Below are 20,117 nucleotides of genomic sequence, written 5' to 3' on the forward strand. Positions count from 1 at the left end.
GAATAAATATCATTACTAATTATAATTTAAGGGAAGTAAATGGAATTCAAGGCAGTTAGAAATAAAGTGTGTGTTGCTGTGTTATTGGGGCTTAGTACCCAAGTTATTGCAGATGATTCACAAGTGATGGATGAAATAGTGGTATGGGGAACTAGCGTATCAAGTAGTTCAGAGAACCTAGGTGACCAAGATATTTCATTAAAGCAAGCAGACCATATGTCGGATCTACTTCGTGATATTCCAGGTGTTGATGTGGGTGGAACACACTCATTAACACAACGTATTAATGTACGTAGTTTAGGCGAAAGTGACTTAGATATTCGATTAGATGGTGCATCACAGCATGCAAATATGTTCCATCATATTGGTAACCTGACGTTAAACCCAGATATCCTTAAATCAGTGGATATCGAGGTAGGTAATAACTCTGTGACGCAATCAGGTTTAGGCGGCACAGTGCTATTCGAAACTAAAGATGGTAAAGATTTACTGCGAAATGGAGAACGTGTTGGTGCGCGTATTTATGGTGGTTATGCAACCAATGATAATCAACAAGGATCGTTAACCGTTTACGGTATGTTAAGCGATAAAGTGGACGCGATGATCTACGGTAATATCGTAGACCGCGATAACTTCGAAGACGGCGATGGCACTGAAACTTATGGTTCCGCGGGTAAAGTATCAAATATTTTATTTAAAGTAGGTTATGAACCTTCTGCTAAACATCGATTTGAACTAAGTTATGATATGTATCGAGATAGCGGTGACTACAATCCTCGTCCAGATATGTCTGGTGATGCCAATGTAGGGTTAAGTGGCGATTTACTCATTCCTACGGATTACGACCGCGACACATTCACCGCTTCTTACCAGCTAAAAGGCAACAAACACAGCGGCAAAACCAGTGTTTACATTAGTACCACTGAAATTACGCGTGATGAGACAGTTATGGAAGGCGTATGGCCAACCAACCGTGTTTCAGTGAATACCGCTGAAAACCAAAATATCGGTGCTAACGCCCTGTTTGAATCTAACCTAGTGATCGCTAATTTCGATAACCAATTCAGCTATGGTATCGATTTTGTTCACCAAAACAGTAGCAGTACTTATGGTGATACTGATTACATGGATGAAAATGCCATTTCTAGCGATATTTTCATTGAAGATCGCTTTTACTTCACCGATGACTTCTCTGTGACAGCCGGCCTTCGTTACGATAATTTCCGTCGTGATGCTGAAACCAGTGACAAAACATTTGATGATGTTACTTGGGGCTTAGGTGTTGATTGGGATGTGACTGACTCTGTTAGTTTATTTGCGAGTGCGCGTAGCTTGTTTAAGGGCCCAGAGTTACTTGAAACCTTTATTCAGTACCAAGACGTTGCTTATTTAGATGATGATATTAAAGCAGAAACTGGTTTAAACAGTGAAGTGGGCATACGCTACTCGGAGTTCTTTGGTGAACATTCAGTAAGTGCGAGTGCGACTGTCTTCCAAACGAATATTGATGATTACATTACAGAAACTTATCAAGATGATGGTTCGTACTTAATCGAGAATATTGGTGACGCTGAAATCAAAGGTTTTGAGTTAAGTACAAGCTATGGTTATGACGCGTTCTTCACTAAGGTATCTTACTCTCGCTCAGATTCAGACAATACAACGACTGGTGGCCCTTTATTAGATGCCAATGGCCGTAGTATGGATATTGGAGACAGTATCTCATTATCCTTAGATTATGAATTATCATCGATTGATTTATTAGTGGGTTGGACATCAAACTTTGTCTTAGAAGAGGATAACGTTGAAGATGATAGTGCGGTTAAAGAAGCTTACAACACACATGATCTTTATGCTCAATGGACTCCATCAAGCATTGAAGGGCTACAATTAACCTTTGGTATAGATAACGTGACAGACGAGTTATACACCTCTCACGCATCAAGAACTGGCTCTGCACGAGGTTACACACTAGATGATTATGAACCAGGCCGTAATTTTAAATTATCAGCGGCTTATCAATTTTAATATTCTTTAAATATCAACTAAAAGAGAGCCTTAGGCTCTCTTTTTTATACCAATTATACTCAATAAGCCCCCTCACTTTTAGATCGTTAAAAGTAACTTGTTATAGCAAGTACGCCGGCCCTTAATGACTGAGATTGGTATTATTATGGACAAAGTGACATGCACAATAGTAAAACATTAATAAAGTCAGAACATGCAGGACGTTATTTACAGACGCTTTGCAAACATTTCTCACGTAAGGTTCCCGCAGAGTGGGATCAGCAAGCAGGAAAAGTTAATTTCGCAATGGGAGAGTGTAAATTAACCTATTTAAAAGAGGCTAATGCATTAGCCCTATATTGCAGTGCTGATTCACAAGACAAACTGTCTACAATACAACGCATTTTAGAGCAGCATGTCACCATGCTGTCACGAAGAGAAACCATCAGTATGGTTTGGTCAAACACATAATTCACCACATCAAGTGCTTCTTCATCCCTGTGAAGAAGCACTCCTCCCCACATCAATTCGCCATACTTAATGCTATTTCATCTTTAAACGCTAGCGTAATGTCTGTAAATGCTTTAACAATAGCACTCTTGTTATTACACGCATGCTGTAATTGCACATTAATCTCAGTGTTTACCTTATTCAATTTAATAAAATGACACCCTTCGCTATACAACTTTCGAATGCAATAAGGGGCAATGGCGACACCTAAGCCTGCAGCAACTTCTGTCACTAAGGTTTGCATATGCCGGGGCTGACTGACAATATTAGGAGAAAAACCAGCTTGTTTACATTGCGTGATCGTTTCGTCAAACAACCCTAATGCTTCATCACGATTAAAAATAATAAAGGGGTCGTGCTTTAATTGCGATAAATCCAGTTGCCCTTGATTTGCAAGGGCATGATCTTGATTCACAATCGCCACCAGTTGATCACTATAAATCACATGATCTGTAAAGTCAGCGGCAATAGTACTCGGTAAAGGGCGAGAAAACGCAATTTCGATCTGCCCTGATTGTAATGCATCAATTTGCTCCGTTGCAGTCATTTCCAATAACACCACATGTACCTGCGGATATTGATGCTTATATTGACGAACTAATTTAGCCATAAAAGTTAAACAAGCGGAGCTTAAGTGAGCAATTCGTAATGTCCCTATTTCGCCATTTTCTGCACGTTTGACCTGTGTTTTAGCTTGCTCTGTCATCGCCAAAATAGCATTGGCGTCCACCAGCAGCTGTTTGCCCGCTTCAGTAATACTCACTTCTCTTGAAGTACGATGAAATAATGTTACCGCTAACTCCGCCTCCAAAGCAGAAATATGACGACTAATTGCAGGTTGTACCGTATGCAATTCCCGCGCAGCTTCAGAAAAACTTTTATGTTTAGCGACCACAACAAAACTTTTTAAAGATTTAATATCCATATTTCGCTCCTTAGTGCCCCTCCATATACAAAAATTGTATAGATTCTATAAAATATTAACATTTTTGTTATTAACAATTTCACTTTATTCTCTGTTTATATTTAATAATCAAAGAGCGAACATGCCCACACATAATCCCCCTCACTCCTTAAGTCGGTTTACCCTACTATTAATGACTACTGCGATAGCAGCAACAGCAGCCAATCTGTATTATAACCAACCTATTTTGCCTTTACTTGCACAGGAATTTAAACTGACGAGTGGCCAATTAGGCAACATTCCAGCATTAACTCAATTTGGTTACGCCTTTGCATTATTATTTATCTCCCCCCTCGGAGACGCACTGCCTAGACGTCGTTTAATTGGTTTTTTATCATGCTTACTCGTAGCTGCTTGTTTACTAGCAATTGCTTCCCCTAATTTTCCTCTATTATTAATTGCGGTTTTTTTAATTGGTGTCAGCGCGAATATCACCCAACAATTAATCCCGTTTGCTGCGTCAATGGTGTCTCCGGCAAATAAAGGAGCGACCTTAAGTACATTAATGATGGGATTAACCTTAGGTATATTATTATCAAGAACCTTGAGTGGTTATGTAGGTGAGCAATTTGGTTGGCGTGCCGTGTTCATTATGTCAGCAGGTATATCCGCAATATTTGGCGTGTTGTTATTTACTTTTTTACCATCGAATAAACCACACAGTCAATTAGGTTATTGGGCATTAATTAACAGTACTTTAAGCTTATTTGTAAAACACAAATCACTGCAGAAATATACTTTCTCAGGTGCATGTTGGTTTGCTTCATTTAACGTATTATGGGCTACATTGGCCATCTATGTCAGCGATGCTCCTTTTAATTACAATGCACAACAAGCTGGTTTATTTGGTGTTATTGCACTAGCTGGTGTGATTGGAGCAAAATTAGCAGGAAGATGGGTCAATAAACTAGGATCTAAAAATGTAGTAATGCTTGCTTTAGTATTGATTGCATTAGGTTTTGTGATTACAGGTTTATTTGCAGGAAATCTTATCGCTTTAGTTGTCGGTATTATCCTGATCGATTTCGGTATTTTTAGTGCTCAAGTCGCAAACCAAGTGCGTGTATTTAGTATTGATCCCACTGCGCAAAGCCGTATTAATGGTATCTATATGCTCGGTTATTACTTAGGCGGTGCAATAGGCTCTATGGTTGGATTAAAAGCCTTTGCATTATATCAATGGCCTGGGGTCATTGCGGTGAGTATACTCTTTTTAGTTGCTAGTGGATGTTTTAACGCATTAGCCAAAAGAACCTAATCATTAAAATCGATGCATCTTAATGCATCGATTTCGTTTAATGCTGACCAACTAGCCCTGTCTTGCTTTAAAGCGCGGGTTAGTTTTACAAATAACGTAAGACTTGCCCTTTCTTCTCACTATTTGACAATCAGGGTGACGTGTTTTAGCACTTTTTAATGAACTTAATACTTTCATATCACCTCCTAAGACTTTAACTTACCAAAGCGATGATTAAACATAGCGACACGACCATCCTGAGTAACAACCGTCTGTTTACCTGTGTAATAAGGATGCGATTCACTTGACACCTCAATCGCATAATAAGGATAAGTTTCCCCATCTATCTCAACCGTTTTAGTAGGCTGTAACGTTGAGCCAACAATAAAATACTTATCAACCGATGTGTCGTGAAAAGCTACTTTTTGATATTTAGGGTGAATACTCGCTTTCATAATAAACCTCTAATTAAAATAAAATGTTATAACATAACGATTTATTAAAAACGGGGAGTTTATGCAAGATATTTTTGATAATAGTTATCATTAACTTGTTTTAAGGCTTTACTAACTAGGTATATTGGAGAATAAACTTATGATAGTAAGCTTATTCTAATAAGTTTAAACTGGTTTAAGAGTGGGGAGTTATTATTTATATAAATAGTAAATAAGGTGAAAATAGCTTATAAATTAGCTACCTTCATCTCATATTTATTATGAATCTAATGGCAATGGTAATTACCTGTTTTACTGTTTCTATGACATCCAGCTGAATCAGTGCCGCCAGAGTGAGCCAAAACTCCACCTATAAAACTAAATGTTATAAATACAACAAATATTACTTTTTTCATTTTAACTTCCATATATATAATAAATTTCATACCTAAATTTATTAGGTTAATGAGATATTAACACCAAACGTCAAAATAATATAAACTAATTGAAAAATAATGAACATGATTATAACTCTATTATTAAATGTTGTGATTATAATAGGAGTACTTATATTTTACTTTACTTCCATATACGCTCTCCAACCACCAAACTCAGTAATGTCTTTCGCTGATTCAATAGCATAACCTTCACAGATAAAACTGGTCACCCAACTACCATCATCAAGTTCTACTTTGCCGAGCCCTAATGGCTCTGGGATACCCACTAAAAAGCTACCCAGAGTGTTTTCTGGTAAACGCCATACTTCAATGTCAATGGCTGCACCTTGTTCTGCGACTCTGATTAAACCGGGACGAAATGGGGGACCGCCCGCTAACGCATAAAAACGATAATCTGCTGACGTTTTAGTGCTTTTTACCAGATATCCACCACGTTCGGTTAATTGATGATTAAGCGGAAAACCAGATAAGTGCGCACCACAAACAGCAATATCAACCAAACCAGGTGCTACTTCTTCACTAGTTGTTGTTACTTGCTTAATTAACTTATGTTGTGAAGCACCTAATGTGAAATCTGTTGATGATTGCCATTGTGCACCAACACTTAATAATAAACGATCACTAAAAGCAGGGCCAAATAGCGTAATACCAAAGGGTAAACCAGAAGATAAAAAACCTGCAGGCAACGCAATTGCGGCATAATCTAATAGGTTCATAAAGTTGGTGTAATAACCGAGATTTGAATTAAGTTGAATCGGATCAGCTTCAACCTCTTTAATGCGGTATGCCGTGCCTGCTGTCGGCGTTAAGACACAATCTAATTCCGCTAAAATGGCATCACACTGTACTTTAAAAGCTTGTAAACGATACATTGCCTTGAAAGTATCTACAGCTGAATGTGCCGTTGCACCACCCACAATAGTTTGTATTACTGGTAAACACTGGGTTGGATCGGCTTTGAAAAATGCTTCAATAGCGGCATATCGCTCTGCTACCCAAGGGCCTTCATACAAGAGTCTTGCAGCATCTAAAAACGGTTGGAAGTTAATCGTAATAATCTCTGCACCAGCGGCTTTTAAGCGCTCTACACTGTTTTCAAATAATGCCTGAGCGTCATGGTCACCAAAAAAGCTTAGCTGAGATGCTTCCGGTAAACCGACTTTTAACCCTGACAGTGACTTGTTTGTATCATAATGCGCAGCACTGTTGGTGAGTAGGTTATCACGTGAGTAACAATCATCGGTATCTAACTCTGCTGCGATATCTAATACGAGGTTTACTTCACTAGTGCTATTAGCAAAAATAGTGACACAATCTAAGCTTTTACACGCAGGCACTACGCCAGTACAACTGATTAATCCTTTTGTTGCTTTCATCCCAACAATGTTATTTAACGCCGCAGGTACACGACCAGATCCCGCTGTATCAGTGCCTAAAGAGAAACTAACTTGTCCTGTTGCAACTGCCACTGCGCTACCAGAACTTGAACCACCAGAAACATACTCAGGATCAAAGCTATTATTTACCGCCCCCCAAGGGCTTCGTACTCCTACTAAGCCCGTTGCAAATTGGTCAAGGTTCGTTTTACCTAATGGAATCGCCCCAGCGTCAATCAATAGCTTTACAACACTGGACGACTCAGTTGGTTGAAATGAGTAGGCCTCACAGCCTGCAGTAGTGGGTAACATAGCAAAATCAATATTATCTTTAGCGGCAAAGGGTACACCGTACAAAGGAAGCTCATCGATAGATTTAGACTCAAGGTCCGTTAACATCTGATCGAGCTGTTGCTCAGAAATGGTGCTGATCCAAACATGACTACTATCACTTTTGGCTTGTGCTAACTTAGCTTTTAAGAACGTTTTAACGTCTAGCTCACCACTACGGTAAGCCGCTTTTAACACCTCTATATTCATATTTTGTTGTTGCATTAACTTATCCATTATAGTTTCTCCAAAATCATTAAGCGTTGCCCTGCATGTACCTGTGCGCCCTCTTTTTGCACAATACTCGCTACCTTGCCATCGGCAGGTGCAACCACTTCTATTTCCATTTTCATTGCTTCTAAAATTAATAAGGTTTGCCCTGCTTTTACGGTTTCCCCAGGCTTAACCAGTACTTGCCAAATATTGCCGGCAACATGACTATCCACACCGCGCTGTTGCTCAGTTAGACTAGCGATATCTGTTTCAATTTGCGTCATCTCTTTAGCGACAAAATTAGCCTGACCTGTTTCTTGCCAACGTTGGCGCTCTGCTTCAAACGCTTGTTGTTGCTTTTCTTTGAAGGTCACAATCGATGCTTGGTCTTCACTTAATTGCGCTTGATACTCTGCAAGACTAAAGGTTGTCTCTTCGATTTTTAATGGATAATCACCACGAGGGAAGTCTTTACGGATCTGTGTTAACTCTTCGCTACTCACAGGGTAAAAACGTATTTGGTCGAAAAAGCGTAATAACCACGGTTTTTTAAACTCTTCTGTTTGACGGTAACGATTCCACATTTGTAATGTTCGCCCTACAAACTGATAACCGCCAGGGCCTTCCATGCCATAAACACATAGATAAGCACCACCGATACCCACTGCATTTTCTGGCGTCCAGGTTCTTGCAGGGTTGTATTTTGTCGTCACTAAACGATGACGCGGATCTAACGGTGTTGCCACTGGTGCCCCTAAATACACATCACCTAACCCCATTACAAGGTAACTCGCGTTAAAAACAATCTCTTTCACTTGCTCTACTGAATCAAGACCATTAATACGTCTAATAAACTCGATATTATCAGGGCACCATGGCGCATCTTTACGGACTAATTCGTCATATTTTTTTATGGCTAAACGCGTTGCGTAATCATCCCAAGAAAGAGGAATATTAACGATACGGGATGGCACTGACAGTTGGCTATCATCACCTAAACTCTGTTCAGCCTTCACAACGATGTCGAGTAGCTGATTAAGTGGTAATTGTAAATTATCATAATGTATTTGTAGGGAGCGAATACCAGGTGTTAACTCTTGCATGCCCGATAAATTCAAACTTTGTAATTGCAGCATTAATGCATGAACACGGAAGCGTAATGCCACATCTAATACCTGTTGACCATATTCCACTAACAGATAGTCTTCGCCACTCGCACGAAATACCACTTGCTCATTTAATGCCGTTTTATCTAGCTGTTTTATAATCGCACTTTCTGGTAACACACTAGGTAGCGTTTGAGGTAGATACTGACCTTGCTCGATGGCTGCTAACTGTGCCAGTTCAAACTGTTGGGCATCTTCTATAGAAACAGCTTGGAAGCGAATAGTTGCACCCGCCTTAAGCTGACCTACTTTCCATAAATCTGCTTTAATAATGGTGACCGGACAAACAAAACCACCTAGGCTTGGACCATCTGGGCCTAAAATCACTGGCATATCGCCCGTAAAATCAATGGTACCCACTGCATAGGCGTTATCGTGGATATTCGAAGGATGTAACCCTGCTTCGCCACCATCATTACGCGCCCATTTTGGTTTAGGCCCCATTAAACGGACCCCTGTACGGCTTGAATTAAAGTGTACTTTCCAAGTTGCCTCAAAAAATGCATCGATATCTTCTGGTTGGAAAAAATCAGGCGCACCATGTGGACCGTAAATAACACGGATCGTCCAATCATCGCTAATGTTGGGTAATTGAGTATTTAGTTCATGATTTTTAATTATATTTTGTGATAATTCTTCAATGTGTAACACATCACCAGTACGCAATGCACGACCAGCATGACCACCAAATTGGCCTAGGGTAAAGGTTGATTTACTGCCTAGGTAATCAGGACATTGAATACCACCTTGTACTGATAAATAACTGCGTGCACCTGCACCTTGAATATTACCAAGAGTCAGTGTTTGCCCAGCTTTAACGGTAATAATCTCACCAATTTTTATACTGTCTTGGTCTAACTCAGCTTGAATATTTGCACCCGTTAAAATAAAGCGAGTCGCACTATTGAAGCGAAGTGTAGGGCCACTGACTGTGATCTCTAAACCCGCATCACTTTTGTTATTACCTAACAACGTATTACCTAAGCAAAAGCTCAGGCTGTCCATTGGTCCTGATGGTGGTACACCGACATCCCAGTAACCTTTACGTCCAGGGTAATCTTGAATGGTCGTTTGGGTTCCCCCAGCTAAGACATCAATAGAAGTGGGTAAATAGGTAAACTGGTTTAAGGTTTGTGTTAACAACTCGCCTGCCTCAACGACATCGTTATTAAGTAGTTGTAATAGATAATCTTTATTACTTTCAATACCGTAAACATGGCTTTCGGATAAGGCTTGCTTTAATCCCATTAACGCCTGTGAACGGCTATCACTGTGACAGATGATTTTTGCTAACATAGGGTCAAAGAAAGGCGATACCTCTACACCACTTTCTAACCAATGGTCGATACGCAACTGACCTTGTTCGACTTCAGTTGCCCATTTAACATGACTAATTAACCCCGCGCTTGGTTGGAAGTCTTTATTAGCATCTTCTGCATATAAACGCACCTGAATCGCATGGCCATTAGCCACTAATTTTGGGCTAAAATAAGCTAAAGGCTGCATAGTATTAGCCGCTAAACTGACCATCCAATTCACGATATCAACGCCATATACCATCTCTGTGACACCGTGCTCAACTTGTAAACGCGTATTAACTTCTAAGAAGTAAAATTGTTGTGCTTGTTGGTCGAATACAAATTCCACTGTACCTGCACTGCGGTAATTCACCATCGCCGCGAGTCTTGTTGCAGTTTGATGTAACTCTGCGCGTAATTCATCACTTAAATTTGGGGCTGGACTTTCTTCGATCACTTTTTGGTTACGGCGTTGTGCAGAACAATCTCGTTCTCCTAGGGCAATAGCGCCACCTTGACCATCACCAAATATTTGTACTTCAATATGACGAGCTTGCACAATAAATTTTTCTAAAAATAATGCACTATTACTGAAGTTATTTTCACTTAACCTTTTTACTGAATCGTAAGCTTGGCTCAATTCTTCTGCGCTATTACAGCGCTGCATACCGATACCACCGCCACCAGCAGTACTTTTTAACATCACTGGGTAACCAATCACATCAGCGCGTTGTAACGCATCTTCTACACTGTTTAATAAATCACTACCTGGCAATAATGGAACCTGTGCTTGCTCTGCTAACTCACGTGCTCGGTGTTTTAAACCAAACTGCAACATCTGTTCAGCAGTTGGGCCTAAGAACACTAACCCATTCGCTTCACAGGCAGCAACAAAATCTACATTTTCACTTAAAAATCCATATCCAGGATGAATAGCTTGTGCACCACATTGCTTAGCAATGTTGATCACTTTATCCATATCAAGATAAGTTTGCTTAGCATTACCCTCTCCTAGAGAGAACGCATGGTCAGCTTGTGAAACATGAAGGCTATCAGCATCAGCTTGGCTGTAGATTGATACACTTTCGATGCCCATGGCAGACAGTGTTCTAATAATACGGCAAGCGATAGCACCACGATTGGCAATTAATACTTTAGTAAACATAATAGTGACCTTGTACAGGTCGGGTCGTCCCGAATTAATACTGAGAATAACCAACAAGGTCGTCCTTGTTTTCTCATTATATGTATTGAATTAATATTTTATTTAGCGTCATCCCACACTATCATTTCAACAGGTGTTGGATTGTAGGCATTACACGGGTTATTCAGCTGAGGGCAATTAGATAACAAGACAATGACATCCATGGCTGCTTTCATTTCAACATACTTACCTGCACCACTGATCCCATCTTCAAAGGTTAATCCACCCTCTTTAGTCACAGGTACATTCATGAAAAAATTGATGTTATGAGTAATATCACGCTTGCTTAAACCGTATTGTGGATTTTCAGCCACTGCTAATAACCAACTATCACGACAAGCATGCATGCATTTTTTTTCTAGAGAATAACGCACTGTATTACTTTCCGTTGCACATGCACCACCTAATGTATCGTGACGACCACAGGTATCAGCAGTAATTTCTAGCAGAGTATTACCATCGTTTGATAGCAGTTTGGTGCCCGCTGTTAGGTATACATTACCTTGTTCACGAATGGTATCCATTGCGCTGTAACGTTCGCTTGGGTCATTAGCGTTGTAAAATAAGGTATCAGCAGCTTGGTTACCTTCTAAATCTAAAATGCGTAAGGTTTGACCTGCTTTCACTACTTTCATGTAGTAATCACCTGCAGGAACGATATCGCGACGAACGGCATGTTCAGCTTGTAGTGGACTTTCAGTGATCATAATTATGCTCCTACTGTATGTGTGTGGCCGTGTTGGCATTGGTAACGACGGTTATTTTCAAACCCGCGGCTATTTTCACCACATAGGTTTACACAAAGATCATCATCGGCAACAGGTGCCGCTTTACTGACAGATAACAGAACTGGTAGATTTGGGTATTCACTGCTTGGGTTCATTGGATGTGGACAAGTTGAAATAATCACTAGCGTGTCCATTTCAAAACGTAGACCAACGCTATCGCCTGCTTTACTATGTTGCTCAACAAAGTTTAAATCACCTTGATCATCACTAGCGACTTTACTAAAAATATTGATGTTGGCAGCTAAATCACGTTTACCTAAACCATATTTAGCCACTTCTACTAACAAACTATCGTAACCATTTTGTAACCAGTTATTATGGTCACCTTGATAGTCACGTGCGCCCCATTTATCTAATACTTTTTGCTTGTTAGCTACACCACCAACAGTATCAACCCAACCTGTATCATCACTAACAATAGAGCAGAAGATACGCCCCATATCCGAATATAAGCAGTGCCCTTGTGTGAGTTTGAAAGTGTGTTGACCTTTTAAGGTATCTGGCGCGTTATAACGTTCTAATAAATTATTTGGGTTATAAAACAACATGGATGCATTCGCACCGCCTTCCAAGTCAGTAACAGTCAATAAATGACCTGCTGGCACGACGAGTGACCAGTGACTTGCACCTGGAATATGTTCTTCATAAATCGCATCTGCAACGCGATTATGCTGTTGATTTTTTTGCACATTGTTCTCCTAAACTACCTTTAATAGGCAGCAGTTATTTACACCATCGAAATGAATAACTCAAAATAATGGTTATTCAACATCATCACCTATATTCGTCATTCGAATGAGTTGAAATCCCTCATCACCTTCCTCCCCTTCAGGGTGAATTAACTCTTCTAAACGCTTTTTAGTTGCTAAAAACTCAGGGGATAAAAGTTGTTCAGGGCTTCTTGGTCTTGGAACAGATACTTCTATCAGCTCTTCCACTTCACCGGGGTTAGCTTTAAGCACTAAAATTCTATCGGCAAGGAAAATGGCTTCATCTAAATCATGTGTGATAAACAACACAGTGATATCAATGTTTCGCCATATTTCTAATAAGTTAGTTTGCATTTTTAAGCGTGTTTGTGGATCAAGCGCACCAAATGGCTCATCCATCAATAAAATACGTGGTTGATTTGCTAACGCGCGTGCAATTGCAACACGTTGCTTCATACCACCGGATAGTTGGTGAGGATAAGACTCCGCAAACTTACTTAATCCAACTAAGTCAACCCATTGCATTGCTTCACTTTCTGCAACGACATTGGCCATGCCTTTCATTTGCAAACCAAACATCACATTTTTTTTAATGGTTAACCAAGGAAACAAGGTATAGCCTTGAAATACCATCCCTCTATCAGGGCCGGGTTCTGATTTAGGCTTACCATCAAGCAATACTTGACCTTGTGTTGGGCTTTCTAAGCCTGCAAGGATCCGAATTAAAGTGGACTTACCACAACCTGAAGGTCCAATAACACAAACAAACTCTCTGCGGTGAGTTTTAAAGTTTATATCCTTTAACGCCGTGATATCCCCCTGTGAGGATTCAAAGATTTTGTACAAACCTTGTACTTCAAGAATAGCTTCGCGCTCTTTTAGTTTTTTAAAACGTGCAGCAACGTGCTCTGATTGTTGTAAATAACTAGGTAATGTTAAAGAATTCATTATTTAGCCCTTATTCTTTGAACTTTCCCAAGGGAAAATATGTTGACCAATTTTGGCAAGTATTAGATCTATCACCATTCCTATGATTCCGATCATAATAATGGCAGCAAAAACGTTATCAAAATTCTTATAACGTGCTTGTTGAGTAATGAACCAAGTAATACCTGAACTTGTCCCTATTAGCTCGGCAACAATTAAGTAAGTCCAAGCCCAACCAAGAAGAATACGTAAATCACGATATAGATCAGGAATAATCCCTGGAATAACAATTCTCAACAATAGTTTAGCTTTACTCGCACCTAACGTAAGTCCAGCTTCAAGTAACGAAACATCCAATTTACGTGTGGTATTCGCCACGATTAACACTTGTTGGAAAAAAGTACCGATAAAAATAATGGCTATTTTGGGACCATCATGTATACCTAAAATGGCAACAGCCAGTGCACCAAAAGCAGGTGCAGGTAAATATCTAAAAAACTCGATAAATGGTTCTTGCGACTTAGAAACAACCGCAAAAGTCCCACACAATATCCCTAATGGAACACCAATGATTGATGAAAGTAGAAAGCCCCAGAATATAACGGACATACTATGTAATAAGCTTTCATGGAGCCATTGTTCACTTCGTCGTTTGGGCTCTGTGGTAAATGCCGTATAAAATGCAGTCGCAACTTCATGTGGCGCAGGCAAGTAAACAGGGTTTACTCTATTGCCAATAGGTGCTTCAGTATTTGTTGCAACCGTTTTTTCAACTTCAGTTAAAAAGATTTCACGGTCAATTAGCATACCTTTTTGAAACCACTCGACTCCCCCTTGTTCTACAACTTCCACTTTAGGGTGCCAAATGAAAGGTACATAACTAACTACCGACCATATAAATAAAGGAAGTAAAAACGATAACACAGTCAACGAACGAGCTCGTATGGGGGATAGCGCTTTCCTTACAGTAAACCATGGGGTTTTCTCTTTCATAATCCTTCGCCTCTTAGGTAATTACTTTTAAAGACCTAATGTTATTGACGAATCAATATAACTATCTACAGGTTGACTCTCTTTATAGACTTCATATTTAACATTGAAGTCATCAGCAAATTTAGACGAACCAAATAATGATGTTAGTTCATCACTTTTCTCAAAAACAGCTTTCGCTTCAGATAGGCTTAATATTTTTGTCCCCTCTAATAAAGGAGCATATTCTTCAGGAGATAAACCAACACGAGCAGACATGATAGTTAATGCTTCAGGGCGTGTTTTTGGATCATTTACAAAATCAACGACCTTGTACCAAACTTTTACCACCTTTTCCCAATCACTCTTACGTGTCGCATAAGAGGTAGGCGAAACAACATAAGTATCGTAAATTAAGCCCGGTGCGTCTTTTGAAGTTGTTAATGCTTTTGAACCCGGTGAAGTCACTAAAGCTTGACCAGAGCTAGGTTGCCAAGCGACAATTGCATCTACATCGCCAGATGCTAATACTTGCGGAGTTTCATTTGTTGGTACGTTAACAAGCTCCACATCATTTTCCGTCATCCCAACTTTTTCAAGTGCATCAAGCAACATCAAGTGACTTACGTAACCCACTTCAACTCCAATTTTTTTACCTTTTAATTCTTTCAAAGAGTTGATTCCAGGATTAGCAACGACCATATCGTTACCATTACTGTAGTCATTAACCAATATCATAATGCCTTTAGCACCAGTAGAGCCAATCACTAACGCATCACCATTAGTCATACCTACGGCATCTAATTTACCAGCTGCAAATGCATCTAAAGAAGCAACATAATCAAACCATTCAAACTCAACTTCAACGCCAACTTCTTTAAACCACTCTTTCTCTAACGCGACTTCCCAAGCTACCCAACCAGGCCAATCTGAATAACCAATTTTTAATGGTTCCACAGCGTTAGCAACGAAACTCATGACACTCATCGACGCAATAATCGTACATTTTTTAATTAGATCTTTAATGTTTTTCATAGATGACTCCTTTAGTTTTAAGTTTATAAAAAATAATAAATTGAATAATAAATCTTCACTTTTTATCTTTCGTAGCTCCCTTACTTTCTTTTTAAATTAATAACTGACATTCTCAATGAGCAAACCTATAAAATATCCTCTCATTAAGTTAACTTTTGTAAATAACGTCCGATTGTTTCTTGCTCTGTATCAAACCATTTTTTCGATTTTTCATGCCATTCAGTTGTACCTGAATAAGCAAATTCAGCTTCTATTGTATCGATAGAAAAACGACGTTTTATTTGCTGTACTCCCTCTTTAAAAAATTGAAGCACTTCATTGTTTTCTTCATCAAACTCAAAACCATCAAGCTCAAAAAGAGACTCACCAACGCGCGTTGGCATAGTAGAAAAATTGATGTTAAAGCCCTCTGTCAAATTACCTTTAGCAACCGACGTTTCAAAATTGAAGACTTGTTTTAAAAAAGGAATATCAGCAGAACCCTGTTTAACATGATCTCTTAACTGCGTATGTTTATCTAACTCAAGCTCACTTGAACGCCCTAACACTAAGCCAGCCCAATCACCATTAATGATTAATGCACCACCTTGATGACGTAACTCACCTGTTGTAAGATTCTCTTCGCTGATCAGTTCAAGGCTCAATAAAGCACCTAGTTCACGTGATTTAATGCGCCAATCTTCTATATAAGACTCAAAAGGCGATGCTTCGATCATGCAATCACCCACTCGTGAAAGTATTGCAGGCTCAGGCCAGCGATTATGGATCTGAAATGAAGTCCCGCCAGACCAACTCAGCTGATTACCTTCCCAAGTGCTGTCTGCAGACCAACCTTCATAATTCGCTAATTGATAAAGAGCTTCAGCTGGACATTGTTCCCACGATTGATTAGCCACCATTTCCGATTCAATCGGTAAACGTAAATCGATAGTTAAATTACGACCTTGTAACCAAAATACATGTGTATCAATATCCGTTTCACCACTCGCAAACGAGATACTTCGACGTTTAAAACAACCAATCATCCAATCAGGGATAGAGTTAGTCGCCTGTTGGCTATGTTGCTCAATAAGCGTTTTGATATTCACATCAACCTTCCTTAATTTCTGGTTTTCCAAAAGATAAAAGTGTTCTCGCATTTTCTGGTAAATCGATTTCACCACGCGCTGATTTTTCTTTTAAATAACTGAAGGTTTGTATTGTTTGAGCAAGAAGGTGATCACCACAAATAATGGTTTCATAAGAAGAAGCATAATCGTCCTTTATAAGTGATTCGATTGGAGCAACAATCGTGTCGTAGTCTAAACTTGAAAAGAATGGGAAAGAGTAACGTTCTTCTTTAACTTGCCTCACGCGGTGAGAAGTTGCCACGTATAAACCATTTGAAACTTGCTCCATCATGTCGCCAATGTTAATAACAAAGCAATCATCAACTAAGGGAACATTGATCCATTCATTTGCACCATTCAACACTTGTAACCCAGGAGCAGTAGGCAATAAAATAGTAAAGAATTCGTAATCGGTATGAGCACCAATGCCGGAATCAGTTTCTTTGGCATCAGGATTATCAAAATAATGAATTAAACGAAGTTGGCTTGGCGGAACAGTAAGTTGTTTTGTAAAGGTATCTTCAGGTAAGCCTAACGCCAAAGCAAATCCCTGAAACAATATTCGACTTAACGATAACATTTCATCATAATAGGCTTTAACATGTTCTTTAAACCCTTCATGTTCAGGCCACTGGATATTAACGTCTTTTTCAAATCGCGCCATTAAGCTCGGTGAATCAGGGCCAATATCGTATGCTTCTTTTAAATCTGGTTTTTTAGCCTCTGTACTATAAAAGCCTTCTTCTCCGATAGGCACATAACCTGAATGATTTTTTGATAAACCGATGTAATTTGCCATTTTACTATCTACATCTTGTTCAAAATATTCCTTAACCACTTGTTTTAGATTAGTTATTAGTTCAGGTTTTATTTGATGCCCTTTTAAATATAAAAAACCGACATCTCTAGCAGCTTTATCTAACTTCTGTGCGGCCTTAAGACGGTCCTCTAATTGTTCAGAGAATAATAATGAAATATCGACAACAGGTAGCGCTGTAAAAGCTTTATGTGCTCCATTTTCAGATGTTGGCATTTTGCTAAACTCCTCTACAAGCATAGTTTGATGCTGGTCGTCCAGAATCTATCAGTAATATTTAATTACTGTTCGGGTCGTCCCGAAATTACTAAATAAATCTAATAACTGATGTTGATAATTTAGAGGAAACCAATTAAAGAAGAAATGAGCAATCAGATATGATTATTCATGGTTACGTTTCAAAGGGTTTTCTAAATTAAAAGCATGAGAGACATTGTTCTTGTCATCTCCCGGGCTTTTATCCCTCCGTGTAACCTTAGAAAAAGGTCGACAACTCTCGGACCAGTCACTGCATACAGCCGGAACCCTAGATGTCTATTTTTATATTGTATATTGGCAACACTACGACTGCGACCAATGTCTCTCATACGAGCATTTTAACATTCTAATAACAGCAATCACTGTGCCAAAAATTAAATTCGTTTATTTTCAATAATTTAAAGTTTTTCAAAAATAAATTTAAAATAAGAGCGCACCAATAGTAATCATATAATGCACCAACAACAAACAAAAATTGAGTGATTAGGTCTTTATAAAAATAAAAAGTAGAATAGAGAAACTAATGATAATGATTATATTCATCAATTATAAATAAAATATTATAAACATATGTGATTAATGGGTTTATCTATCAGATGCGAGTATAAATAATAGCAACTATTAGTTAATATATACCTCTAAAGATATCAATTCATTCATATCGATACTGAAATGGAAACGCATTTTGAATAAACAAAGACATGTAGTTATTGTTGATGACCAGTCAACGGGCAGAATGATTTTACAAAAGGTTATTTTACAAATCGCAAATGACATTAAAGTCATTGATTTTGCAGACCCTTATGATGCCTTACAATGGTTGAGCAAAAATCCAGCCGATCTCATTGTAACTGATTACAGAATGCCTGGTTTAAATGGTATTGAGTTTATTCAAGAAGTACGAAAATTAAATCATGGTGAACATGTTCCAATCATGATGATTACCGTGGTCAGTGAAAAAGCCATTCGCTATAAAGCATTAGATGCCGGTGTTACGGCATTTTTAACTCGCCCTATTGATCAAATAGAATGCCGTACCACATGTAGAAATCTACTTAAGCTTCATCAGCAGCATGTCATTATTCAAAATAGAGCGGATTGGCTTGCACAACAAGTTGAACTAGCCACTGAACAAATTTTACAACGAGAAAAAGAAACCATCTTAAAATTAGCTAAAGCCGGTGAATACCGAGATGAAGAAACCGGTAACCACGTTATTAGGATGGCTAAATATTCCAAAGAGATTGCCTGTGAAATGGGATTAACAGAAGCGGAATGCAGTGACTTAGAGCATGCGGCACAAATGCACGATATAGGTAAAATAGGCATCCCAGATAAAATCTTACTCAAACCAGGTAAATTTGAACCCGATGAATGGACAATAATGCAAACTCATGCGGCTATTGGATCTGAAATATTATCAGGCAGTGAATCAAAGTATATGCAAATGGGGGCGATTATCGCACTTAATCACCATGAACGCTTTGATGGAAGCGGTTACCCCAATAAACTCGCAGGTGAAAATATTCCTCTTATTGCGCGTATCGTGTCAGTTGCAGATGTATTTGATGCGTTAATTTCTGTGAGACCGTATAAAAAAGCATGGCCAATTCAAGATGCTATAGACTTTATTATAGCTAATTCCGGAACACAATTTGATCCGCAATGTGTTGACGCTTTTAAAGCGTGTTTGCCAAGCATTTTAAAAATACAGAGTGAATACCCAGATAGTTAACTAATACTAATCACACTATATAACTGATCTATTTAGCTTGTTAAACTAACTTCTTTTCTCGTTCATTCTTTGACAGATCATTACCGAAAATAGTCTTCGGAGTTAAAACTTGGGCTTTTAACTGAGTCGCTTAACTACTTAACAGTTAAATCATTTATTGACTACAATTACTATAAAATAATTATTAACACAGGCTACATCTATTAATGAATGTCATTTGTAAAAGAATTTATGCGGTAAAAAAGTACCTACGAAAACATAACGACCCTGAAATAGAGCAAGCATTAGTGCGTGTGTTTATAGAGTTATCATTAAGCTTTTATGTTGTCATTTCTTGGAGCTCAACTAATAATTTTATTAACATTTTAAAATCCCCAGTAAATATAGTTATATTATCAACAACTTTACTAGCAATAATAACTTTTCTTTCTATCTGTATAAATCCAAAAATCAGTCCATTTAGAAGAGTTTATGGTATATTTTTAGATCTTATACCTTTATCTATCCTATTGGGAATCGCAGGCGAACAAGCTATATATTTATTTGTATTTTATTTATGGGTCATCTTAGGA

The 20,117-nt window shown here is 38.7% G+C and carries 18 protein-coding genes and 1 riboswitch; of the genes, 5 read left to right on the forward strand and 13 right to left on the reverse strand.

Features of this window, described 5'->3' with window-relative positions; genetic code table 11:
• Window positions 1-39 precede the first annotated feature (39 nt).
• Window positions 40-2,028, forward strand: coding sequence for a TonB-dependent siderophore receptor (locus tag DS885_RS13465; protein ID WP_113819941.1), 1,989 nt, complete (start codon window positions 40-42; stop codon window positions 2,026-2,028).
• Between the two features lie 159 nt (window positions 2,029-2,187).
• On the forward strand, window positions 2,188-2,478 hold the full coding sequence (locus tag DS885_RS13470; protein WP_113819942.1) for a DUF2218 domain-containing protein: 291 nt from the start codon (window positions 2,188-2,190) through the stop codon (window positions 2,476-2,478).
• A gap of 52 nt (window positions 2,479-2,530) precedes the next feature.
• Here the strand turns inward: DS885_RS13470 and DS885_RS13475 are convergent, their stop codons facing one another.
• Complete coding sequence (locus tag DS885_RS13475; RefSeq protein WP_113819943.1) at window positions 2,531-3,442, reverse strand: LysR family transcriptional regulator; 912 nt, start codon at window positions 3,440-3,442, stop codon at window positions 2,531-2,533.
• A 121-nt stretch (window positions 3,443-3,563) separates the two neighbouring features.
• Here DS885_RS13475 and DS885_RS13480 point away from each other — a divergent pair, with 121 nt between their 5' ends.
• Window positions 3,564-4,739 carry an MFS transporter gene (locus DS885_RS13480; protein ID WP_258546912.1) on the forward strand — a complete coding sequence of 392 codons (1,176 nt, stop codon included), beginning with the start codon at window positions 3,564-3,566 and terminating at the stop codon, window positions 4,737-4,739.
• A 51-nt stretch (window positions 4,740-4,790) separates the two neighbouring features.
• On the opposite strand, the gene ykgO is transcribed toward DS885_RS13480, so the two are convergent.
• From ykgO to DS885_RS13540, 12 genes are all read right to left on the reverse strand, one after another.
• Window positions 4,791-4,916, reverse strand: coding sequence for a type B 50S ribosomal protein L36 (ykgO, locus tag DS885_RS13485; protein WP_113819944.1), 126 nt, complete (start codon window positions 4,914-4,916; stop codon window positions 4,791-4,793).
• Window positions 4,917-4,924: 8 nt separating this feature from the next.
• Window positions 4,925-5,173, reverse strand: a complete 249-nt coding sequence (locus DS885_RS13490; protein WP_113819945.1) for a type B 50S ribosomal protein L31 — start codon at window positions 5,171-5,173, stop codon at window positions 4,925-4,927.
• Between the two features lie 266 nt (window positions 5,174-5,439).
• Window positions 5,440-5,598: a YHYH domain-containing protein gene (locus tag DS885_RS17860; RefSeq protein ID WP_309472398.1), complete on the reverse strand. Its 159-nt coding sequence runs from the start codon at window positions 5,596-5,598 to the stop codon at window positions 5,440-5,442.
• Window positions 5,599-5,726: 128 nt separating this feature from the next.
• Window positions 5,727-7,553: an allophanate hydrolase gene (atzF, locus tag DS885_RS13500; RefSeq protein ID WP_258546913.1), complete on the reverse strand. Its 1,827-nt coding sequence runs from the start codon at window positions 7,551-7,553 to the stop codon at window positions 5,727-5,729.
• Window positions 7,553-11,158, reverse strand: a complete 3,606-nt coding sequence (uca, locus tag DS885_RS13505) for an urea carboxylase (protein ID WP_113819947.1) — start codon at window positions 11,156-11,158, stop codon at window positions 7,553-7,555. The genes atzF and uca overlap by 1 nt, the downstream gene beginning before the upstream one ends.
• Before the next feature lie 98 nt (window positions 11,159-11,256).
• The gene (locus tag DS885_RS13510; protein WP_113819948.1) at window positions 11,257-11,904 is read right to left on the reverse strand and encodes an urea amidolyase associated protein UAAP2; all 648 of its coding nucleotides are present in this window, start codon (window positions 11,902-11,904) and stop codon (window positions 11,257-11,259) included.
• Between the two features lie 2 nt (window positions 11,905-11,906).
• Window positions 11,907-12,674 carry an urea amidolyase associated protein UAAP1 gene (locus tag DS885_RS13515; protein WP_113819949.1) on the reverse strand — a complete coding sequence of 256 codons (768 nt, stop codon included), beginning with the start codon at window positions 12,672-12,674 and terminating at the stop codon, window positions 11,907-11,909.
• A 72-nt stretch (window positions 12,675-12,746) separates the two neighbouring features.
• Window positions 12,747-13,643 carry an ABC transporter ATP-binding protein gene (locus DS885_RS13520; protein WP_113819950.1) on the reverse strand — a complete coding sequence of 299 codons (897 nt, stop codon included), beginning with the start codon at window positions 13,641-13,643 and terminating at the stop codon, window positions 12,747-12,749.
• A gap of 3 nt (window positions 13,644-13,646) precedes the next feature.
• Window positions 13,647-14,615 carry an ABC transporter permease gene (locus tag DS885_RS13525; RefSeq protein ID WP_113819951.1) on the reverse strand — a complete coding sequence of 323 codons (969 nt, stop codon included), beginning with the start codon at window positions 14,613-14,615 and terminating at the stop codon, window positions 13,647-13,649.
• A gap of 27 nt (window positions 14,616-14,642) precedes the next feature.
• Window positions 14,643-15,626 (reverse strand): ABC transporter substrate-binding protein, encoded by a 984-nt coding sequence (locus tag DS885_RS13530; protein WP_181817766.1) that lies wholly within the window; start codon window positions 15,624-15,626, stop codon window positions 14,643-14,645.
• A 143-nt stretch (window positions 15,627-15,769) separates the two neighbouring features.
• Window positions 15,770-16,714: a hypothetical protein gene (locus DS885_RS13535; RefSeq protein ID WP_113819952.1), complete on the reverse strand. Its 945-nt coding sequence runs from the start codon at window positions 16,712-16,714 to the stop codon at window positions 15,770-15,772.
• 1 nt (window position 16,715) lies between these two features.
• Complete coding sequence (locus DS885_RS13540) at window positions 16,716-17,768, reverse strand: isopenicillin N synthase family dioxygenase (protein WP_113819953.1); 1,053 nt, start codon at window positions 17,766-17,768, stop codon at window positions 16,716-16,718.
• Between the two features lie 228 nt (window positions 17,769-17,996).
• Window positions 17,997-18,093, reverse strand: a riboswitch (guanidine-I (ykkC/yxkD leader).
• A 402-nt stretch (window positions 18,094-18,495) separates the two neighbouring features.
• Between DS885_RS13540 and DS885_RS13545 the strand changes: the two genes are divergently transcribed.
• Together DS885_RS13545 and DS885_RS17660 are read left to right on the forward strand one after the other, a co-directional pair.
• Window positions 18,496-19,545 carry an HD domain-containing phosphohydrolase gene (locus DS885_RS13545; protein ID WP_258546914.1) on the forward strand — a complete coding sequence of 350 codons (1,050 nt, stop codon included), beginning with the start codon at window positions 18,496-18,498 and terminating at the stop codon, window positions 19,543-19,545.
• Window positions 19,546-19,751: 206 nt separating this feature from the next.
• On the forward strand, window positions 19,752-20,117 hold a 366-nt coding region (locus DS885_RS17660), incomplete at its 3' end, for a hypothetical protein (protein WP_220149702.1).

The sequence above is a fragment of the Psychromonas sp. B3M02 genome (assembly GCF_003318165.1).
In the GTDB taxonomy this organism is placed as follows: Bacteria; Pseudomonadota; Gammaproteobacteria; order Enterobacterales; family Psychromonadaceae; genus Psychromonas.